This is a genomic window from Meiothermus sp., assembly GCF_026004075.1.
GTDB lineage: Bacteria > Deinococcota > Deinococci > Deinococcales > Thermaceae > Meiothermus.
This window is the reverse complement of record NZ_BPIK01000001.1, coordinates 1,419,848-1,440,194: the sequence shown is the minus strand read 5'-3', so window position 1 is coordinate 1,440,194 and position 20,347 is coordinate 1,419,848. Positions and strand designations below refer to the sequence as shown.

The window sequence follows — 20,347 nt, the reverse complement described above, 5'->3', positions numbered from 1 at the left end:
CTTATTATTGCTCACTCAATTTGCGAAAATCGCTGACCGGTAGCCGGGGTGCCTGGGCCAGCACCCGCACCTGCGAACGATTAACGTTGTGCAGCAGCGAGTTGCCCGACAAAGTGGCCCGCTCCTTGGCGTTCACGCTCCGGGCAGGCACGTTTTGATTTCCTACCCTGCCTGCCACGATGGTGGCCTCACCGGTATTGTCGTTGTAGATCAGGCTGGCCCCGGTAGTGGTAATGTCACCGTCCACCAGGGTTACCCCGCCGGTTGCCAGCAAACGCTTTTCGTCGGTCAGACTACGTACTTCCTTAGCGCGGATTACCAGATCGCCCTTGCCCTCGCGCTTGCGCAGCAGCACAACCTCCTTGGCGTCGCTGAAAACCGCCAGCCCTCTATCTTCCTCGTAATAGACCGCATCGGAGCGCCCTTCTTGGCGGCCATTCTTTAGAGTGACGCCACCTTCGCTGGTAGAGATGTTGGTGTCGACCTCAAAAGTCATACGTGGAGCCAACACCTCTACTGGATCGCTATTTTTATCTTTGGGTTCCTGGCGCATGCGGGCATTGCCCTCGAGGGTGCCACGTCCACTGGACTCGCGGTAAATCAGCCTGGGGCCGGTAGCGGTCATTCGGTCGCGCTTGACCACTACGCTGCCCTCGAAAGAGGCCACCCGCTCGCCTTCGGCTTCCTGCATGGTTTTGCCCTGGGGTGCTTCTAAGGTTGCACGGGTTGCATTGATTTCCAAGTCCTTAACTTTACCAATAACCCCGCCAGGCTTACCTGCTTCGTAGACCCAGGGGCCATTGCGCAAGTTGCCCGAACGCTGCCCACCGGGTGCCTCGATGGTGATGATGCGCTGCTCTTTGCCTTGGGCCAGTACAACCAGTGCCAGAAGAAGAAAAAGCCATGCTAAACGTTTCATGAGCTACCACCTTCGATGGGACAGGGCGGCTGTTCTCCGCCAGAGATAAATTTCTCGATGGGATCCCGCCAGCTGGGATTCTCGATACCAAAATCGCTTCTGAAATCCTTGCCCTGCACCTCCAAACTGGGCGCGGTAATGTGAACGCTGGGGGCCCGGAACCCCTCGCGCTGGTCTATGGTAACCGGCATTTCACCGGGCTTGCCAAGGTTGACCGTGTAGCAGCCCTTAAGAATTTCCACTCTGGCGTAGGGAAGCCGAAGGTTATCGACGCGATCGATGACTACTTCGGGAGCGAAGAGCCGCAGGTCTAACTGACCTTCCACATAGCGCTCGCCTGATTGCAGGCCGATAACTCTGGCTTCTCGTGTACTGGGGTCTTGTTCGACCTGAATTGCAGCAAACTCCCAACGGGCCTTGGGGTCTTGCTCTGGGTAGAGGGTCAGGTGGACGTCCTCGAGCCTCACCCCCCGATTGGGCGTGGCCGGACTTGGCGTGGGACGGGTGACTAAAAAAACCGAAAGTACAACAATGGCCACTAGAGCGACGAGTGCGGTTCGAACCACAGCTCGAGGTTAGAAGCAAGGTAGCTTAGAAGCGTGAACTTTGGGCTAAACACCGAGTGCGCTACCACCGATTTTTCCTCATCCTGGCTCATGGGAAGTGCATATACGCGGCTTGCATTGATGGGCCAGGGGGCGAAGTTTCCCATGGGGCACCTGGACAGCAGCCCCGATGTTTCACAACAGTTGATCCACTTATTAGCCAGCATTGCTGCGTAACTCGGCTACAAAATCGTAGCGATCGCCCCGGTAGTGGCTGCGGGTAAATTCCAGCACGCTGCCATCGGCCAGGTAGCTAAGCCGCTCGATGTACAGTACCGGCTCGCCTGCCCGAAGACCCAAAAGCTCGGCTTCCTGGCGGCTGGCAGCAACCGAGCGCAGGCGTTGTAGAGCCCGAACCGGCCGTAAGCCTTTGCTTTCCAGATAGGCGTACAGGGATTCTTTGACCTGCTCGGGGTGGGGGAGCAGGTGGGCCGGCAAAGCTGCCCGTTCGACAGCCATTGGTTCACCCTGGGCGCTGCGCACGCGCTCGAGCCGGGCCACTTTCTCGCCAGGTGAGAGCGATAGGGCCAGCACCTCCTCGGGGGAGGCGGTGAACAACCCCCGCTTGAGCCAGCGCGTGCTGGGCTCGAGGCCACGGGCCCGCATGTCCTCGCTGAAGCTGGTTAGCGCCGAGAGGGGCTGCTCGAGGCGGGGAGCCACATAGGTGCCCGACCCCTGACGGCGCTGTACCAGGCCCTGCGCCTCGAGGCGCTCGAGGGCCTTGCGGAGTGTGAGCCTCGAGACCCCGAACTGCTCTGCCAGGGTTCGCTCAGGGGGCAGGGCTTCGCCGGCTTTCCAGGTGTTGGAGGCCAGGGCTTCCCGCAAGAGGGCCTCGAGTTGCAAATAAAGCGGGGTGGTGGAGTGAGGATCCAGCTTGGATTCCATAGATTGCCAGATATTATACCACTTGAATACCAATAACGTCTGACGTATACTTCAGCCGAACCAATGCGTGTGGGGCCCAGGGGCTAAGGCACCAGATGGAGGAGTTAAGATGAAAAGACGTTTTTGGCTTATAGCTGTGGTTTTGCTGATTTCGGGTCTGGGCTTTGCTCAGCCCAAGGTACTGCCGGCCTATACCAGTTTGGGTGTGACAACTGGCAAAGCTGGGGGGAGCCTCACCTTGTCGCTGGCCAGCGCCCCGCAGACGTTTTTTTACTACGGAGCAATCGATTCGGCCATCCAGAACCTGGCCAACCAGATGTTCGACGGCCTGATCGAGTACAACCTGGCCAATTACCAGATCGAACCGGCCCTGGCCACGCGGTGGACTATCACCAATAGCCGGGTTTACACCTTCGACCTGCGCCGGGATGTGCGCTGGCACGATGGCCGCCCCTTCACCGCCGACGATGTGGTTTTTACCTACACCCAGATTGTGGCCAACCCCGAGGCCCGTGGCGGCGACGCGGCCAACTTTGAGGGCGTGAAAATTGAAAAGCTGGGCGATTTCCGGGTGCGCTTTACCCTGCCCAAACCGGCACCTGCTTTTATTCACTACATGCGCCTGCCCATCATGCCCAAGCACAAGCTGTTACCCTTCAGCCAGGAAGGGGGCAAGTCCCGCGCCGAAATCAACACGGCCTGGCCCACCAACGTCAACCCCGAGGAAGTGGTGGGCACCGGCCCCTTCCGCCTGCGCAGCTACACTGCCGGGCAGCAGGTTACCCTGGTCAAGAACCCCAACTACTGGAAGCGCGATGCCGCTGGCAACCCCCTGCCTTACCTCGATCAGTTGCAGTACCTGATCATCACCGACTCCCAGGCGCGGGTGGCCCAGTTTTTAGCGGGTAACATCGGTCAGATCAACATCACCGGGGCCGAGTTCCCCGACCTCAAACGGCGCGAAACCCAGGGGGCCCCGTTCCGGGTAGTGCAGTTTCGCGCGCTGTTTGGCTCGCCGCCGCACATCGGCTTCAACTACAATGCCAAGAACGCCGAGCTGGCAAACCTGTTCAAAAACAGCGACTTCCGTCGTGCGCTACAGTTCGCCGTCAACCGTGAGCGCATCATCGAGGATGTGTACAACGGTCTGGCCGAACGAGCCAGCTATGGGGTGGCCCCGCTTTCCGAGTGGTACTACCCGGAAGTGGCCCGTCTGCAAGGCCGGTTTGACCTGAATGCGGCCAACGCCGCTCTGGATCGGCTGGGACTGCAACGGGGCCCGAACGGCATCCGGCGCCTGCCCAGTGGAAGGCCGCTCGAGTTCACCCTCACCTATGGCTCCAACTCCGCAGTCTTTACCGCCATCGCCACCATCCTGCAAAGCGACTTCCAGCGGGTAGGGGTCAAGGTCAACCTGCAAGGCATCCTGGCCGCCAACCTGCTGGGTACAGGCCGGGGCGCCGATTGGGAGGCCATCCTGCTGGCTCTGGGCGACCAGCCCGACCCCGAGCTGCGCACCCCCATCTGGAAGCCGGGCGGGGCCCTGTACTACTGGCACCAGGCCACCCAACCCACCACCCCCACCGGCCAGCCCCAGTTCAACAACTTCCTGCCCTGGGAACGTGAAATCTACGACCTGTGGGAGCGGGCGGCCAGCACCACCAACTTCACCCAGCGCAAAGCCCTCTACGACCGCTGGCAGGCCATCGTGGCCCGTGAAGCCCAGGTCATTATGATTGCCAAAGAGTATGCGGTAGGGGCAGTCTCCAACCGCTACGGCAACTACATCTACAGCCTGGGCGTGATCCCTGGCTTCAACCCCATGCCACTGATGTTCCAGCGGTAAGGGTCAGCAGCTTACCCTGGGGGTGGCCATAACCGGAAACCGGCAGGGAGTTCCACACGTTGCTTGGAGGAAAGAATGGGCAGCTATCTTCTGCGCCGCATTCTGGTGGCCATCCCCACCCTGCTGCTGATCTCAGTACTGGTGTTTGCCGTCATCCAGCTCCAGCCAGGGGGCTTCCTGGAGAACCTGCTGGAAGACCCCCGCGTTAGCCACGAGACCGTAGAGAACATCCGGCGGCAGTACCTGCTCGACCAGCCGGTCTGGGTGCAGTACCTCCACTGGCTGGGGGGTATCGTACGCGGAGATTTTGGCTACTCCTTCCTCAACAGCCGCCCCGTCTCGGAGCTAATCTGGGAGCGCATGGGCTGGACGGTTTTCCTGGCCGCTCTGACCATCTTGGCTACCTGGGTGATTGCCATTCCCCTCGGCATCTACACCGCCCTCAACCGCTACGGCCCCACATCCACAGCACTCAACTTTGTGGGCTACTTTGGGCTGGCTACGCCGGACTTTCTGGTGGCCCTTCTGCTCATCTTCCTGGTGCTGCAAAGCGGTGGAACTGCCGTGGGGGGCCTTTTCAGCCCACAGTACATTGATGCGCCCTGGAGCTGGGCTAAGTTCCAGGACATGCTGGCCCACCTCTGGATTCCCCTGATTGTGATTGGCCTGGACGGCACCGCGACCATCATGCGGCAGATGCGGGCCAACCTGCTGGACGTGCTCTCGCAGGACTATATCCGCACCGCCCGCGCCAAGGGGCTGGCCGAGCGGGTGGTGCTCTGGAAGCACGCGGTGCGAAACGCCATTAACCCGCTCATCAGCCTGGCCGGATTACAGCTCCCCACCCTGATCTCGAGCACCATCATCGCCTCCATCGTGCTGAGTCTGCCCACCATTGGGCCCTTCCTGTACGACTCCCTCTTAAACAAAGACCAGTACGTGGTGATGGCCCTCTTGATGCTTTCGGCGGTACTGCTGATGGTGGGCAACCTGCTGGCCGACGTGTTGCTGGCCCGGGTAGACCCCCGCATCCGTTACGAGTAGGCCCATGGACAAGCGCAATAACCCCCTCTACCTGGCCTGGCGGCGCTTTTTGCGCTCCAAGCCGGGGGTCATCAGCGGCGTAGTTCTGCTGGTGCTGTACCTGGTGGCCTTCCTGGCCGGCTTCCTGGCCCCCAACAACCTGACCGTGCAACACCCCGATGCCATCTACCAACCCCCCCAGCGGGTCTACTTCTTCCGCGATGGCCGGCCCGTGCGGCCCTACGTGTACCAGCTCAAGCGCGAGCGCGACCCGGTTACCTTCATCAGCACCTACAGGGAAGACCGCACCCGGCCCACCCCCATCCGCTTTTTGATCGCCCAGGGCGAGCCCTACCGCTTTTTGGGGTTCAAAACCAACTGGCACCTGTTTGGGGTGGCCGAGCGCGAGGGGTACTTTTTCCCTCTGGGCACCGACCAGTTTGGCCGCTGCCTCTTCTCGCGCATCCTGGTAGGGTCGCAGGTCTCGCTCACGGTGGGGGTGGTCGGGGTGCTGATCTCCTTTGTCATCGGGATTTTGTTGGGGGGCATCTCGGGCTACTTTGGTGGCTGGGTGGATACCCTCATCCAGCGCATCACCGAGGTGCTGCTCTCGATTCCCCGGCTGCCCATCCTGATGACTCTCTCCACGGTGATTCCGGCCAGTTGGCCCAGCACCTACGTGTATCTGGGGATTATTGCGGTGCTCTCGTTTATCGGCTGGGCGGGGCTGGCAAGGGTGGTGCGGGGGCAGGTGCTGGCCCTGCGCGAGGTGGACTACGTGACCGCCGCGGTGGCCCAGGGGGCGTCCAACCTGCGCATCATTCTGCGGCACATCGTGCCCAACCTGAGCAGCTACCTGATCGTGACCGCAACCCTGGCCCTGCCCGGTTACATCATCGGCGAGTCGGCGCTGTCGTTTTTGGGGCTGGGCATTAAGGAACCCATGGCTAGCTGGGGCCTGCTCTTGAAGGACGCGCAAAACTTCCAGTCGCTGAGCCTGTATCCCTGGCTGCTAACCCCCGGCATCCTGATATTTATCTCGGTGCTGGCCTACAACTTTTTCGGCGACGCGCTGCGGGACGCCGCGGATGTGCGCTCGAGTGACTAGAAAAGAACGAAGTTTGAAAGGTGGAAGACTTTGGGGCAGGTCGTGCTGGGGTGTGCTTCAAGCCGACCTTTTTCACCCCTTATACCATTTCCGCTTGAATCCTTCACCGTGGGGCGTAGCCAAAGGTGAAGGATTCAAGCCGACCGAAGGGAGTAGAAAAGCATTTCGGCAGTATCGTTTAAGCTTTCAAAAGTGAACGATACCGCTGGAATGCGTATTACACTCTGGTAGCCGCTCGAGCATCGCAAGCACCGTATAGGTAAGCCCTTCGGAGAGCCAGGCCTGGCCTTTGCTCAGCACCAGGTCTGCGGCATGGCCCATGCGCCCGGCTTCGAGCAAATACCCCGCCGCCCGCACGCACATCCTCGCCCCGCTGCAAAACAGCATCGGCGGCCCTGGAAAGCAGGTTCCGCACCTCCTCGGGCTGAAGCAGGGCCATGAGCGCCTGGCGTACCAAAGGATGAAAGCGAATGCGGCTGCCCACACTTTCCAGCAGTAAGTTTGCTGCGTAGCGCTCGAGCAACCCCAGGTCGCCTACCCAGGCCGTCTCCTCCGGCCCCAGCTCCCCCAGCACGCTGGCCCTGGCAGCCAGTTGTTGCACCTCGCCCGGCAGTGCAGGCACCAGATAGGCCAGCAGGCCCGCGGGGTCGGGATGGGCATAAAAGGCTTGTTCTGGTTTGGCCCCCCGCTGCATGGCCCGCAACAACAAGCGCAACCCCAGAGGCCAGCTCCGCACCAGGCTGTGGGCCTGCTCGACCTCGAAAACCGGTAGCTCGGGGGCAATGGCCTCGGCCAACTGCAAAGCCTCCGCCGCGTCGAAGGCCAGCTCGCCCTCGCCCAGCACCCGCCCCAACACCTCCCAGGGGGCGGCCCGACGGGTTAGCACGGCAATGTGTAAACCCGGAATCTGCATCAGCATTCGCAGCAGGGCCACATTCTCCCGGCTAGCGGCCCGCTGCGCCTCATCCAGCACCAGCAGGTGGGGAGGCCCCGCGCTCAGGGGCCTCGAGCATGGCCTCGCCGGCGCTAGCCCAGGCCCTGCGCTCGAGGGCCGAAGAAACCCCGTCCAAGCCCTGGCCCCACCGCGGCCTATACGCCTCCAGCAGGTGCCAGCCCAGCACCACCGGATCTGAGCAGTCCTCCCCCAGGGTAAGCCAGACCGCGGGGCGGGCCGAGAGCAGCGTGGACTTGCCATACCCAGCCCCTGCCGCCAGCACCATTAGCGGGCTTTTGGCAAAGCCCCGATGCAGCAGCTCGCTCAGGCGTTGCCGCTCCACCTCCCGCGCGGTGCGGGGAGGGAGCAACCGACTTTTGGGCACTCGGTAGGGCATTAGGACATAGTTTATCTCGCCCTGGCAGGGCCCGGCATTGAAATGTTCTGAGCCTGACCCAAAGCAATCGAAGGGCAATGTGTCCCTGGGGAAAAGACTAGATTAAGACTAGGTTCTTTTCAGGAGGCCACCATGCGCCAGGTAATCACCGTAGATGGGAATGAGGCGGTTGCCAGAGTCGCCCATAAGCTCAACGAAGTTATTGCCATCTACCCCATCACCCCTTCCTCGCCCATGGGCGAGTTTGCCGACCAGTGGAGCGCCCAGGGCAGCCCCAACCTTTGGGGTACGGTACCTCTGGTTCAGGAAATGCAGTCCGAGGGAGGGGCTGCCGGGGCTGTACACGGGGCCCTGCAAACCGGAGCCCTCACCACCACCTTCACCGCCAGCCAGGGCCTGCTGCTCATGATCCCCAATATGTATAAAATTGCGGGAGAGCTGACCAGCACGGTCTTTCACATTGCAGCTCGCTCGATCGCCGCCCAGGGGCTTTCCATCTTTGGCGACCACTCGGATGTGATGGCCACGCGGGCTACCGGCTGGGCCATGCTGTTTGCAGGTTCGGTACAGGAAGCTCAAGACTTCGCGCTAATTGCCCAGGCCAGCACCCTCGAGAGCCGCATACCCTTTTTGCACATCATGGATGGATTCCGCACCTCCCACGAGGTGATGAAGATTGAAGCACTCGACGATGAAGACCTCCGCGCACTGGTCAACGAAGATTTGATCCGGGCGCACCGGGCCAGGGCCCTTTCCCCCGACCGCCCTGTGCTGCGCGGAACCGCCCAAAACCCGGATGTGTATTTTCAGGCTCGAGAGACCGTCAATCCCTATTACCAGAGGGTTCCAGGCATCGTGCAAGATTACATGAACCACTTTGCCGAGCGCACCGGGCGGCAGTACAGGCTATTCGACTACTATGGCGCACCCGATGCCGAACGGGTTGTGGTACTCATGGGCTCGGGGGCCGAGACCGCCCAGGAAACAATCGAGTACCTGCAAGCCCAGGGTGAAAAGGTTGGGCTCGTGAAGGTGCGGCTCTACCGCCCTTTCAGCGTTGAGGCTTTTATCGGGGCCCTTCCGTCCAGCGTACGGGTTATTGCCGTACTCGACCGCACCAAAGAGCCCGGCGGCGCAGGCGAACCGCTTTATCAGGACGTGGTCACCGCCGTGGCCGAGGGCCTTTCCCAGAACCGTCCGCTGGTTGTTGGGGGTCGGTACGGGCTTTCTTCAAAAGAGTTTACGCCCGCCATGCTCATCGGCCTATTCGAGGAAATGAAAAAGCCCTCCCCCAAAAACCATTTCACCCTGGGCATCCACGACGACGTATCCCATACCAGTCTGCCCTACGACCCCAACCTGTGCATCGAACCCCCCGAAGTCAAGCGTTCGGTGTTCTGGGGCCTGGGGTCGGATGGGACGGTGGGGGCCAACAAAAACTCCATCAAAATTATCGGCGAGGAGACCGATTTCTACGCCCAGGGCTATTTCGTCTACGACTCCAAAAAGTCGGGGGCACGCACCATCAGCCACCTGCGTTTTGGCCCCAAACCCATCCGCAGCACCTACCTGATTCAGGAGGCCGATTTCATAGCGGTGCACCAGTTCGGTTTCCTCGAGCGCTACAACGTGCTGGAAACTGCACGGGAGGGGGCTACCCTGCTCATCAACAGCCCCTACGACCCAGCCGAGACCTGGAACCACCTGCCCTACGAAGTGCAGGCCCGAATCATCGAGAAGAAGCTGGCCGTCTACACCATCAACGCCTATAAGGTCGCCAGGGATGTGGGGCTGGGCAACCTGATGAATACGGTGATGCAGGTCTGTTTCTTTGCCCTCTCTGGCGTACTGCCGCGCGAAGAGGCCATTGGGAAAATCAAGGAGGCCATCCGCAAAACCTATGGAAAACGCGGAGAGGCAGTGGTTCGCAAGAACTTTGCCGCCGTAGACGCTGCTCTGTCCCACCTGTACCCCATCGAGGTACCCGCAGCCCCCACCAGCACCCTTCGGATGCCCCCGGTGGTCTCGCCCCAAGCCCCCGCCTTCGTGCAGACCGTCACCGCACCCATGCTGGCCGGTAAAGGCGATACCCTTCCGGTAAGCGCCCTTCCCGCAGATGGCACCTATCCAACCGGCACCAGCCAGTGGGAGAAGCGCAACATTGCCCAGGAGGTGCCGGTCTGGGATCCCGCGGTCTGCATTCAGTGTGGTAAGTGCGTGCTGGTCTGCCCCCACGCGGTTATTCGGGCCAAGGTAGCCCCACCCGAAGCCTTTGCTCAAGCACCGGCAGGCTTCCAGACGGCTAAAGCGATGTGGAAGGGATTGGAAGACCAGCGCTACACCCTACAGGTTGCGGTGGAGGACTGCACGGGTTGCTCGCTGTGTGTGGAGGTTTGCCCGGCCAAGAACAAAAGCCAGGTCGGTCGCAAAGCCATCAACATGGAACCCCAACTACCCCTGCGGGCCCAGGGCCGCGAACACTGGGAGTTCTTCCTGAACCTGCCCGATTACCCACGTCACGACAGCCTAAACTTCAGCATGGTCAAAAACGTACAACTGCTGCAACCGTTGTTCGAGTTCTCGGGAGCCTGTGCAGGCTGTGGCGAAACCCCCTACTTGAAACTTTTGAGCCAGCTCTTCGGCGATCGCTGTCTAATTGCCAACGCCACCGGTTGCTCGAGCATCTACGGGGGAAACCTCCCCACCACCCCCTGGACCAAAAACCGCGCGGGGCGCGGCCCCGCCTGGAGCAACTCCCTGTTTGAAGACAACGCCGAGTTTGGCCTGGGAATGCGCCTTACCCTGGATAAACAAAACCAGTATGCAAGGGAACTACTTGGCCAGATGCGGGAAAAGCTGGGCGCTGAACTCGTGGATGCGCTGCTGCAGGCCGATCAGTCCGACGAGGCCGGCATAGATGCCCAGCGTGAGCGCGTTGCGCTCTTGAAATCCAGACTAGAGGGCCAGGAGGACGCAAAGGCCAAGGATCTGCTGAGCCTGGCGGATGTCCTGGTGCGCAAGTCGGTATGGATTGTAGGAGGCGATGGCTGGGCTTACGACATTGGCTTTGGGGGGCTGGATCATGTCCTGGCCAGCGGACGCAACGTTAAGCTCCTAGTGCTCGACACCGAGGTGTACTCCAATACCGGTGGTCAGTCCTCTAAGGCTACCTCGCTGGGAGCGGTGGCGAAGTTTGCTTCCGGTGGTAAATCCACCCCCAAGAAAGACCTGGGGCGCATCGCCATGAGCTATGGCTATGTCTACGTAGCCCAGGTGGCCATGGGCGCCAACGATGCCCAGACCGTGAAAGCTTTTTTGGAGGCCGAGAGTTACCCCGGCCCGGCCCTGATTATTGCCTATAGCCACTGCATCGCCCACGGCATTGATATGGCCAAAGGCATGGAACAACAAAAACTGGCCGCCGAATCGGCTTACTGGCCGCTCTTTCGCTACGACCCCCGCCTGAAAGCCCAGGGCAAGAACCCCTTCCAACTCGACTCCAGGCCGCCCAAGATTGGCTTCAAGGACTACGCGCTGCATGAAAACCGCTACCGCATGCTGCGGCAGATCAACCCACAAGCGGCCGAGCAGATGTTTCAGGCTGCCCAGGAGGCCATCTTGGCCCGCTGGAGGGACTATGAACAAATGGCCGGGGTTGCGGCAGAAGAAGGAACCACTCAACCGAGCCCTTCCACTGCATCACCGGCTGCGGCAAGGGAGGAAGTATGAGCAAGCCTGACCTGAGCACTAGCTACCTGGGGATTAAGCTAGCCCATCCACTGGTCGCCTCGGCCTCGCCCCTCTCTTATACCCTGGATGGAATTCGCAGGCTCGAGGATGCAGGCGTCGCAGCGGTGGTGATGTACTCGCTTTTCGAGGAGCAGATTGAGCAGGAAAGCCATGCGCTGCATCACTATCTGGAATATGGCACCCATAGCTACGCCGAAGCGCTGGACTACTTTCCCCAGCCAGACCAGTTCAATGTGGGGCCACACGAGTATTTGGAGCTTCTTCGCAAAGCCAAGGAGGCCACCCAAATTCCCATCATGGGCAGCCTGAATGGGGTCTCGTCGGGGGGCTGGATCGAGTATGCCCGAATGATGCAAGAAGCCGGGGCCGATGCCATCGAACTGAACCTATATTACCTTCCTACCGACCCCACCCTGACCGGCCTCGAGGTGGAAGAAATGTATCTGGATGTGGTGCGGGACGTCCGCCAGAGCGTTACCATCCCGATTGCGGTAAAGGTGGGGCCTTACTTCAGCAACTTTACCCACATGGCCGCTCGTTTTGTGCAGGCCGGCGCCTCGGGACTGGTGCTCTTCAACCGCTTTTACCAGCCGGATTTTGACCTGGAGCATCTGGAGGTAACCCCCAACCTGGTACTGAGCCGTGCCGATGAGTTGCGCCTGCCGCTGACCTGGATCGCCATTCTGTACGGGCGTATCCAGGCCGACTTTGCCATTACCAGTGGGGTACACTCGCACCTCGAGGTGCTCAAGGGCATGATGGCGGGGGCTAAGGTGGCCATGATGGCCTCGGAGTTGCTGAAAAATGGCGTGGAGCGGGTAGGAGCCATTTTGCAAGACCTGCAAACCTGGATGCAGGAGCACGAATACGAATCTATCCGGCAGATGCAGGGCAGCATGAGCCAGAAGCATGTCGCCAACCCCGACGCTTTCGAGCGGGGCAACTACATGAAGGTACTCCGCTCCTGGCGGCCCGACCCCACCGGCAGGCTCATCAAATAGCCTGCCAACAAAAAACCTCGAGCAGCCATCCTGTCGAATCCTACGTTTGCTGAGCCTGTCGAAGCACGGCTCCGAGCGTTCGACTGAGCTCACGCCGAAGTCTTGCTGAAGCAGAGCACCCCCTCATACCGGATTCAAAAAGATAGTCATCGAACAATAGGCTTTGAGTGGCCATCTTTTTGAATCCTAGAGCACTCCCGTTCCAAGGGGCGGTATCGCCCTCCGCTACGCGGATAACTTCGGTCGGGTTAGTTCGCCACCGTTCGGTGACGAACTAACCGAATCTGGTAGCATACCGTTTCCGCTTGAATCATTCACCGCCATGTGCAGTCAGAGGTGAAGGATTCAAGCCGACCGAAGGGAGTAGAAAAGCATTTCGGCAGTATCGTTTAAGCTTTCAAAAGTGAACGATACCGCTGGAATGCGTATTACATCTCCAGTTTCCAAGCACCAAGGGCAGGGTGGCGCGGGCTGCAGGCACACCGTGTAAACCCGACCGCCGGCCTGCCGGCCAAGATGAGGCGACTAGCGCAGACTGTCTCCACAGGTTCTATCCGCGCCCCAATTTAGCTTTCTAGCTCGAGCTCCTCTAGGGCTTCCTGGCGAATGCGCCGGGCCAGGGCGGCCAGCTCGGTGTGCTCGAGGCGGGCCAGCAACTCTTCGTCTAGCGGGTCGAGGCGGAGCCCAAAGAGCCATTCCTCCGGGGCATCGCTCTGGCGGCAGGCCCGCAGAACATCCTGCAGCCAGGCCGCGCGGTAGCGCTCGAGCACCGGGTGATCCAGCTCCTCGAAGGGGCCGTCTTTACTGCGGATGTCTTCCCATAAATCCACCCGAAGCTCGGGAACCCTGCACAGGGCGTAGGGCCTGAGGAAGTATCCCGGCGCGCGGGGCGGGCGTCCGGGCTCGAGGGCGCCCAGCAGCTCCGACCACAGCACCCTGAACTCGCCGTTGGAGACCTCGAGGGCCTCCACCAGGGCCTCTTTATTCCAGTCCTTGATGAGCAGCAAGGCCAGCAGGGTGCGGGTTTTCTCGCGCTTAAAGCGCACTTCCTGGTGATTGACCCAGACCTGAAACGGGCCTCGAGCGCGAATTTCAACGCTCACACCGGGATGATAGGCTACGTCCAGCTTTCCAGCCTCCCACAAAAGCCGGCGGCTGCGGTGCAAAGGCGGGGCAAAGAGGGTAGGCTGGCTGAGGAAGGGATAGCGCGCCAGCATACCCTCCGGGTCGGCGGCCCAGGGGTAGCTGGCAGCCAGTGCGCGCAAAAATGGGTCTTGCAGCCCTGGCAGTGCGGGCAGGTTGAAGGGCAAGCCCCGCCGCAGGTGGGCCTGGGCAGCCACCAGGGTCATGAAGGCCTCGACCCAGGCATCCCCGGCTTCGCGAGCTTGACGCACCACCTCTTCAAAGGCGCGGGCTTCGCCAAGCGCGGCCAGCCCTCCGAGGGGCTCCACCCGCAAGCGAGCCGGCCCACCCTGCGAGAGGGAAAGCGCCCTTCGGTAGGCTTCGCCGGCCTCGGCCCAGCGGTTTTGGGCCAGCAAGGCATGCCCAAGCCGGGCCTCGGCCAGCGCCACCACAAAGGGGCTGCCCAGCGTCTCGCCCTCGCGGCGGCCCCGGTGGGCGGCCTGCTCGGCCACCAACGCGTCGCCAGCGATGGCCTCCAGCAGGGCCAGCAGCAGGGTTCCCTCGCGGTGGTTTTGCGGGGCGCGTGCGGTGGCATCCCCTTCCAACCGGCGCAGTTCAGCCAGCGCCCGCTCGGGCTGGCCGCTGCGCAGCCAGACCCGGGGGCCCTCCAGACCAAGCGCCATGGCTTCCTCGATTCGCCCCGAGTTGAGCAGGTTCTCGGCCCAAAGCCTTTCAACCTCGATGGGAAAGCGCATACGGGCCGCCAGCAGATAGCCCTGGGCCTTGGCTGGCTCCACCGTGTCGAGATACAACCTCGATAGGCCCAGCAGGGCCTGATCTGCACCGGCGTCCAGGGCTTGCTGATATACTGCCTCGGCCTCGGTGTAGCGCCCAGCCTGGCGCAGAGCTTCTCCATGCAGGAAGCGCAGATCGGGTCGGGTGGCCCGCATGGTTTCGGGTAGGCGTTCGAGCAGGGCCAGCACGGTGTAAGTAAGCCCTCGAGCCAGCCAGGCCTGGCCCTGGCGCTGAAGCAGGTCGGCCGCGTGCCCCAGCCGCCCGGCTTCCAACAGATAGCCTGCTGCCTGTACCTCTTCTCCCCGCTGCAAAGCCAAATCTGCAGCCTTGGTCAGCAGTCCCCGCACCTCGCTGGGCTCGAGCAGGCTCATCAGGGCGGCCCGCACCAGGGGGTGGAAGCGGATGCGTCCTCCTACTTGCTCTAACAGCAGGTCTGGTGCATAGGGCTGTAGTATTTCCAGTCCACCTACCCAGGCGGCCTCCTCGGGCCCAACCTCGCCCAGCACGCTGGCCCGCGCCGCCAGACTGAGCACCGCATCGGGTAAGGCGGGGAGTAGATAGACCAGCAAGCCTGCCGGGTCAGGGTGTGCGTAGAAAGCTTCCTCTGGCTTGGCCCCACGCCGCATAGCCCGGAGCAAAAGGCGCAGCCCTAAAGGCCAGCCCCGCACCAGACTATGGGCCTGCTCTACTTCAAAAGCGCTCAACTCAGGGGCGATAGCCTGGCCGAGCTGTAGAGCCTCGGCAGAATCGAAGGCCAACTCGCTTTCGCCGAGTACCTGGCCCAAAACCTCCCATGGTGCAGCCCGGCGGGTCAGCACGGCCATATGTAAACCCGGTACCTGGCTCAGGGTACGCAATAGCACCACAGCCTCGCGACTTGTAACCCGCTGTGCCTCGTCGAGCACCAGGGTATGGGCGGGTTGGCTAGCTAATTGCTCGAGCAAGAGATCACCGGCTACGGCCCAGGCACCCCGCTCGAGCGCACCGACCACGCCATCCAGCTTATTTCCCAGGCGGGGCCGGTAGATCTCGACCAGGTGCCAGCCCAGCACCACCGGGTCGGAGCAGTCCTCGCCCAGGGTAAGCCACAAGGACGGAAGGCTCGAGAGCAGGGTGGATTTGCCATACCCGGCCCCCGCAGCCAGTACCAGCACCGGGCTTTTGGCAAAACCTAGCCGCAGCCGCTCCAAAAGTCGCAAACGCTCTACCTCCCGCGCCGTGCGTGGAGGTAAGAGGCGGCTTTTGGCCACACGGTAGGGCATTGGCTATAGTTTATCGTGCCCTGGCCGTGCTCTCTTACAAGATTTCTTCTCGAGCCTGTTAAGCGTGTTATTGCGGCTTCGATAACAAAAAAGGCGACTATCGCTCGGCTTTATAAGCCGGGCGGTCGACTGGCTCGGCCTGGAGCTTTCCAAACAGCAAACGACCCACCTGGGTCTGAATGGCCTGGGTGATGACCACCCCCACTTCTTTACCTTTGAAAGGGATGGCGTCGTCCACTACAACCATGGTGCCGTCTTCCAGGTAGCCAACGCCTTGGCCGGGCTCTTTGCCCTCTTTGACGATGGTGATGCTCAGGGTATCGCCTTGCTGTAGCGGGGATCGCAGGGCCGAGGCTAAAGCCTGAATAGAGAGGGTTTTGACCCCGTAAATACGGGAAAGCTGGGCTAAGGCGTGATCGTTGGTGACCAAGGCCGAGCCCATCCGCTTGGCTTCAGCCAGTATCTGGTCGTCCACAGGCTCGTCGCTTTCGAAGCTATCGAGCACCTCAAGCTCCACACTCAGCTTGAGCCGCTCGAGGGTATCCAGACCCCGGCGCCCTTTGGCGCGTTTTTGGGCATCGGAAGAATCGGCGAACTGTTGCAACTCACGCAATACCTGCCGTGGTACAAAAAGGGGACCTTCTAGAAAACCCATTTCGGCGACATCCCCAATGCGCCCATCGATCAACACCGAGGTATCGAGCACCTTACCCCCCCTGGGTTTGCTGGGATGTGCCGCAGGACGGGACGGGCGAAAATACTCGCGGTTGGCGATGGCAAAAGCCGAGAGTGATGTAACCAGCACTGCTGCGATGACTAGAGAGTGAATCGCAGAGAAGCCAGGAATTTGATTGAGCAAGTTGGTCAGCAGTACCGCCAGCAAAAGCCCTAGACCGGAAGCCGTGGTGATGGCTACCGGAATCTCGGGTGGGAGCTGCTTGAGCCAGTGCTGGGCGTGCTCCCAGCGCTGCAGAGCCCAATCCATCAGACGAGGTACCAGCAGGAAGCCCACCAGCAAGCCCACCACACCCAGGTATAGGCGGTTGAGGCTGGTCAGACTGCCCAGGGGGCTGCTTCCGATAAGACCGTTGGCCTCGAGCCAGACCCCTGCCTGGTAGCCCAGATAGGCAAATAGTCCGTACAGAATCCACCGAGTCATGCTCATAAAAACTTGCTTACCGCGGCCTCGAGGCTTTTGAACTGGGGTGGGTGCACCAGACGTTCAAAACCTGCCCGCTGGCCTTCCCGCAGGCGGCGCTCGAGGCCCTCCACGCTGCGCAACTCCCCGGCCAACCCTACCTCGCCCACTACCGCCACATCTTGGGGAAGCGGACGGCCTACCACAGCAGAATACACCGCCAGCCCCACGGCCAGATCCAACCCCGGATCGAAAACCCGCAGCCCACCGGCCAGATTGACGTAGATATCCAGATTGCCCAGGGGCAGGTTGAGCCTTCGCTCCAGCACCGCCAGCACCACGTCTACCCGGCGGCTGTCCAGTCCCTGCGAAACCCGGCGAGGGGCCGGGAAAGGCGTGCGGGCTGCCAGGGCCTGCACCTCCAGGGCCAGTGCGCGCTCGCCTGAAAGGCTCAAGGCCACCACCGAACCCGGCGCTCCCAACGGCCGCTCAGCCAGAAACGCTGCCGATGGGTTAGCCACTTCCTCCATTCCCTCGTGCAACATGCTAAAAACGCCCATTTCGCCTACCGGCCCGAAGCGGTTTTTGCTGGAACGCAGCACTCTAAAGTTGCCGGCGGTTTCCAGGTACAAAGTAGCGTCTACTACGTGCTCAATCACCTTAGGCCCGGCCACGAAGCCCTCTTTGGTCACATGCCCAACCAACACGGTGGTGACCTGATGATGCTTGGCAAAGCGGGTTAGGGCCGCGGTGGCGTCACGCACAGCTACCAACGAGCCTGGCGAGGCGGTGGTTTCAATGGTTTGAATGGAGTCTACTACCAGAAACTCGGGGGGGGCGGCCTCGAGGGTAGCCAGCATAGCCCCCAGCTCGGTTTCCCGGAGCAGCTCGAGCCCCCCCGAAATACCCAGCCGCTTAGCCCGCAGGCGAATTTGCCCAGGCGACTCCTCCCCGGCCAGATAAACCACGCGCCTGCCCGCTTCCAGCATCTGCTGGGCTACCTGCAGCAGAAGGGTGCTCTTACCGACCCCTGGCTCCCCACCCAGCAACAGCACCTCGCCTGGCACAAACCCCCCGCCCAGCACCCGGTCAAGCTCCCCGATCCGACTCGAGAACCGCACCTCGCCGCCTTCCGGCACATCCTCGAGGCGGGTCAACGCCGCTGGATTGGGCACGGGGCGGGGCCTCACTACCCCGGCCTTACCAGTGCCCACAGATTTAAGCGAAGGCGCTTCTTCTTCGAAGCTGTCCCATGCCCCACAGTTGGGGCAGCGCCCGAGTGCCTTGACCGACTTGTATCCGCACTCGGTACAGCGAAACTGGATAGACGCCCTAGCCATCTGAGAGCAAGTTTAGCCTACAAATCGTGCAAACTACAGGTGTTGACGCACCTTCAAAGCGTGCTGGTTTCAGCCTGGGCATCCGCAAACAGTTGGGTCGAGAGGTACTTCATACCCGAGTCGCAGGCGATGGTTAGAACCCTTTTGCCAGGCCCGAGTTCACGGGCTACTTGCAGGGCGGCCCAGATCATTCCGCAGGCACTCATTCCAACAAAAAGCCCTTCTTCGCGGGCCAGCGGCTTGGCCAGGGGGAAAGCGTCTTCCTCCAGCACCTGAATCACCCGATCCAGCATCTTTACATCGAGGTTGGGCGGAATGAACCCTGGCCCCATGCCCTGGAACTGGTGCGAACCCATCTGGCCGCCCGAGAGCACATTGCTTCGGCGGGGTTCGCAGGCAATTATCTGGATATCGGGCAGGCGCTCGCGCAGGTACCGGCCAACGCCCATGATGGTGCCCCCGGTGCCCGAACCGTACACAAAGGCATCAAGGCGACCCTTCATTTGCTCGAAAATTTCCGGGCCGGTGGTCTCGTAATGGGCCCTGGGATTGGCTGGGTTGTCGAACTGGTTGGGCATAAAAGCGCCTCGCTCGGCCACGATACGGTTAGCCTCCTCGATGGCAGCCAACATGCGGCGGCTGGGATCGGTTAGCACCAACTCGGCTCCATAAGCTCGGAGGATGCGCTTACGCTCTTCCGACATCTGAGCGGGCATGGTCAGAATCAGTTTATAACCCCGACTGGCCGCTACCATGGCCAGCCCAATGCCGGTATTACCGCTGGTTGGCTCTACGATGAGCTGGCCCGAGCCTGGCTTCAAAATGCCGCGCTCTTCAGCGTCCTTGATCAGATACCAGGCGGTGCGATCTTTGATGGAGCCACCGGGGTTGTTGCCTTCGAGCTTCACCCAAACCTCCGCCATATCTGGCGCTACTATGCGCTTCAGGCGAACCACCGGGGTCTTCCCAATCACGTCTTCCACATTCATGGCTACCAGCATAGGGCATGGCATTGTTGGAATAACCGGTTTTGGTTTACGATTGTTTCATCTGCATGTTTTATACTCGGATGTCTCGCGGAAACAACAGAAGGTTTCTGTGAATGGAGAGGAGTAGTTATGACAGTAAGCAAAGACAATGTGGTTTCCATTCGGTATACCCTGCACGTTGAAAACGAGCTGATTGACCAGGGTGAGCTGGATTACCTGCACGGCCATCGTAACATTGTGCCCGGCCTGGAAGAAGCCCTCGAGGGCAAGGCTGCTGGTGAGCAGGTGGTGGTTTCCGTGCCCCCGGAAAAGGGCTACGGCCTTTACGACCCCGAAGGCGTGCAGGTGGTAGATCGTGCGGCCTTCCCGGCAGACGCCGAGGTTGTGGAAGGGGCCATGTTTTATGCCGAAGATTCCCAGGGTAACCCCATGCCGTTTACGGTTCTCAACGTAGACGACAAGGAAGTGACCATCGACTTCAATCACGCTCTGGCGGGCGAGACCCTCAACTTCGAAGTCACCGTTACGGATGTTCGTCCTGCAACGCCGGAAGAGCTCGAGCACGGTCATGTCCACAGCGCGCGAGAACACAGCCACTAAGCCCCTTTAGAGCTGCATGGGCAGGGGATCGATCCCCTGCCTTTTTATGTTGCTGCGAAGACGGTTGATTTTGTTGAGGCGATGACTAAGCCAGTATCTCGGATAGCACCGGCTGTCCTTGGGGAAGCCTAAACACCAGGTACTCACCCTTTGAGCGAAACATTACTAGCAGGTATTGTGGCAGCTTCAGGCGCATGAATAGCGGAAGGGCGTAGCGAGCCTCACCCCGCTCGATACGCGTTTCTCCAAGGGAGTAGATCATGAAGAAATCCTGGTCGCTTTGCATCAGGTTGGCAGTGTAGAAAAGAGTGAGGTCGGCCTGCTCTTTTTCAGCTCGAGTTAGGGCGTCCCAGACCAGCTCCTGTGCTTCTTGCGGCGTGAGATACTGACCGTGCACCAGGCCCGAACGCCCATAAAAAGCGGCAGGAAACTGCTTAAACTCGTAATAAAACCCGGTTGGGCTATGCCACCAGCGCACGATTTCGTTTTCGCCGGCGTTGCCCTGGGCTAGCTCCTGGGCATACTCGCGCGCGAGCTCGAGCGGTCTCAGGTCGGGTGGTGCACCAGTTTCCATGCTCTCCAGCAGCAATCGTTGCGGGTCAACTTCGATGGTTGGGTCGGGGCGGTTCATGG

Annotated in this window: 16 protein-coding genes; 6 read left to right on the top strand and 10 right to left on the bottom strand. The window is 60.9% G+C overall.

All coding sequences use genetic code 11. The features are described from left to right. Positions 1–4: 4 nt before the first annotated feature. From Q0X18_RS06915 to Q0X18_RS06905, 3 genes are all read right to left on the bottom strand, one after another. Positions 5–919: an LptA/OstA family protein gene (locus Q0X18_RS06915; RefSeq protein WP_297560223.1), complete on the bottom strand. Its 915-nt coding sequence runs from the start codon at positions 917–919 to the stop codon at positions 5–7. Beyond that, entirely contained in the window at positions 916–1,485 is a 570-nt protein-coding gene (locus tag Q0X18_RS06910; protein ID WP_297560221.1) for a hypothetical protein, read from the bottom strand. Before Q0X18_RS06910 ends, Q0X18_RS06915 begins: the two co-directional genes overlap by 4 nt. A 195-nt stretch (positions 1,486–1,680) precedes the next feature. Continuing rightward, a complete protein-coding gene (locus Q0X18_RS06905) occupies positions 1,681–2,409 on the bottom strand; it encodes a GntR family transcriptional regulator (RefSeq protein ID WP_297560218.1) in 729 nt (242 codons plus the stop codon). Between the two features lie 109 nt (positions 2,410–2,518). Here Q0X18_RS06905 and Q0X18_RS06900 point away from each other — a divergent pair, with 109 nt between their 5' ends. From Q0X18_RS06900 to Q0X18_RS06890, 3 genes are all read left to right on the top strand, one after another. Next, positions 2,519–4,255 (top strand): ABC transporter substrate-binding protein, encoded by a 1,737-nt coding sequence (locus tag Q0X18_RS06900; RefSeq protein ID WP_297560215.1) that lies wholly within the window; start codon positions 2,519–2,521, stop codon positions 4,253–4,255. A 75-nt stretch (positions 4,256–4,330) separates the two neighbouring features. Next, entirely contained in the window at positions 4,331–5,299 is a 969-nt protein-coding gene (locus Q0X18_RS06895) for an ABC transporter permease (protein WP_297560212.1), read from the top strand. 4 nt (positions 5,300–5,303) lie between these two features. Next, on the top strand, positions 5,304–6,386 hold the full coding sequence (locus Q0X18_RS06890; RefSeq protein ID WP_297560210.1) for an ABC transporter permease: 1,083 nt from the start codon (positions 5,304–5,306) through the stop codon (positions 6,384–6,386). Between the two features lie 217 nt (positions 6,387–6,603). Here the strand turns inward: Q0X18_RS06890 and Q0X18_RS06885 are convergent, their stop codons facing one another. Both Q0X18_RS06885 and Q0X18_RS06880 read right to left on the bottom strand, forming a co-directional pair. Then, positions 6,604–7,359 carry a hypothetical protein gene (locus tag Q0X18_RS06885; RefSeq protein WP_297560206.1) on the bottom strand — a complete coding sequence of 252 codons (756 nt, stop codon included), beginning with the start codon at positions 7,357–7,359 and terminating at the stop codon, positions 6,604–6,606. Beyond that, on the bottom strand, positions 7,349–7,717 hold the full coding sequence (locus Q0X18_RS06880; protein ID WP_297560203.1) for a hypothetical protein: 369 nt from the start codon (positions 7,715–7,717) through the stop codon (positions 7,349–7,351). The genes Q0X18_RS06885 and Q0X18_RS06880 overlap by 11 nt, the downstream gene beginning before the upstream one ends. A 132-nt stretch (positions 7,718–7,849) precedes the next feature. On the opposite strand from Q0X18_RS06880, the gene nifJ reads away from it, so the two are divergent. Continuing rightward, positions 7,850–11,446: a pyruvate:ferredoxin (flavodoxin) oxidoreductase gene (nifJ, locus tag Q0X18_RS06875; RefSeq protein WP_297560201.1), complete on the top strand. Its 3,597-nt coding sequence runs from the start codon at positions 7,850–7,852 to the stop codon at positions 11,444–11,446. Then, positions 11,443–12,468, top strand: a complete 1,026-nt coding sequence (locus Q0X18_RS06870; RefSeq protein ID WP_297560199.1) for a dihydroorotate dehydrogenase-like protein — start codon at positions 11,443–11,445, stop codon at positions 12,466–12,468. The genes nifJ and Q0X18_RS06870 overlap by 4 nt, the downstream gene beginning before the upstream one ends. A 566-nt stretch (positions 12,469–13,034) precedes the next feature. On the opposite strand, the gene Q0X18_RS06865 is transcribed toward Q0X18_RS06870, so the two are convergent. The 4 genes from Q0X18_RS06865 to cysK form a co-directional block, all read right to left on the bottom strand. Further along, the gene (locus tag Q0X18_RS06865) at positions 13,035–15,647 is read right to left on the bottom strand and encodes a hypothetical protein (protein ID WP_297560196.1); all 2,613 of its coding nucleotides are present in this window, start codon (positions 15,645–15,647) and stop codon (positions 13,035–13,037) included. A gap of 97 nt (positions 15,648–15,744) precedes the next feature. Next, positions 15,745–16,812 (bottom strand): PIN/TRAM domain-containing protein, encoded by a 1,068-nt coding sequence (locus Q0X18_RS06860; RefSeq protein WP_297560193.1) that lies wholly within the window; start codon positions 16,810–16,812, stop codon positions 15,745–15,747. Continuing rightward, entirely contained in the window at positions 16,809–18,125 is a 1,317-nt protein-coding gene (gene radA / locus Q0X18_RS06855; RefSeq protein ID WP_297560191.1) for a DNA repair protein RadA, read from the bottom strand. The genes Q0X18_RS06860 and radA overlap by 4 nt, the downstream gene beginning before the upstream one ends. Before the next feature lie 53 nt (positions 18,126–18,178). After that, positions 18,179–19,114 carry a cysteine synthase A gene (cysK, locus tag Q0X18_RS06850; protein WP_297560189.1) on the bottom strand — a complete coding sequence of 312 codons (936 nt, stop codon included), beginning with the start codon at positions 19,112–19,114 and terminating at the stop codon, positions 18,179–18,181. A 129-nt stretch (positions 19,115–19,243) separates the two neighbouring features. Here cysK and Q0X18_RS06845 point away from each other — a divergent pair, with 129 nt between their 5' ends. Continuing rightward, entirely contained in the window at positions 19,244–19,714 is a 471-nt protein-coding gene (locus tag Q0X18_RS06845) for a peptidylprolyl isomerase (RefSeq protein WP_297560187.1), read from the top strand. Positions 19,715–19,799: 85 nt separating this feature from the next. On the opposite strand, the gene Q0X18_RS06840 is transcribed toward Q0X18_RS06845, so the two are convergent. Beyond that, positions 19,800–20,345: a hypothetical protein gene (locus Q0X18_RS06840; protein WP_297560184.1), complete on the bottom strand. Its 546-nt coding sequence runs from the start codon at positions 20,343–20,345 to the stop codon at positions 19,800–19,802. Positions 20,346–20,347: the final 2 nt, after the last annotated feature.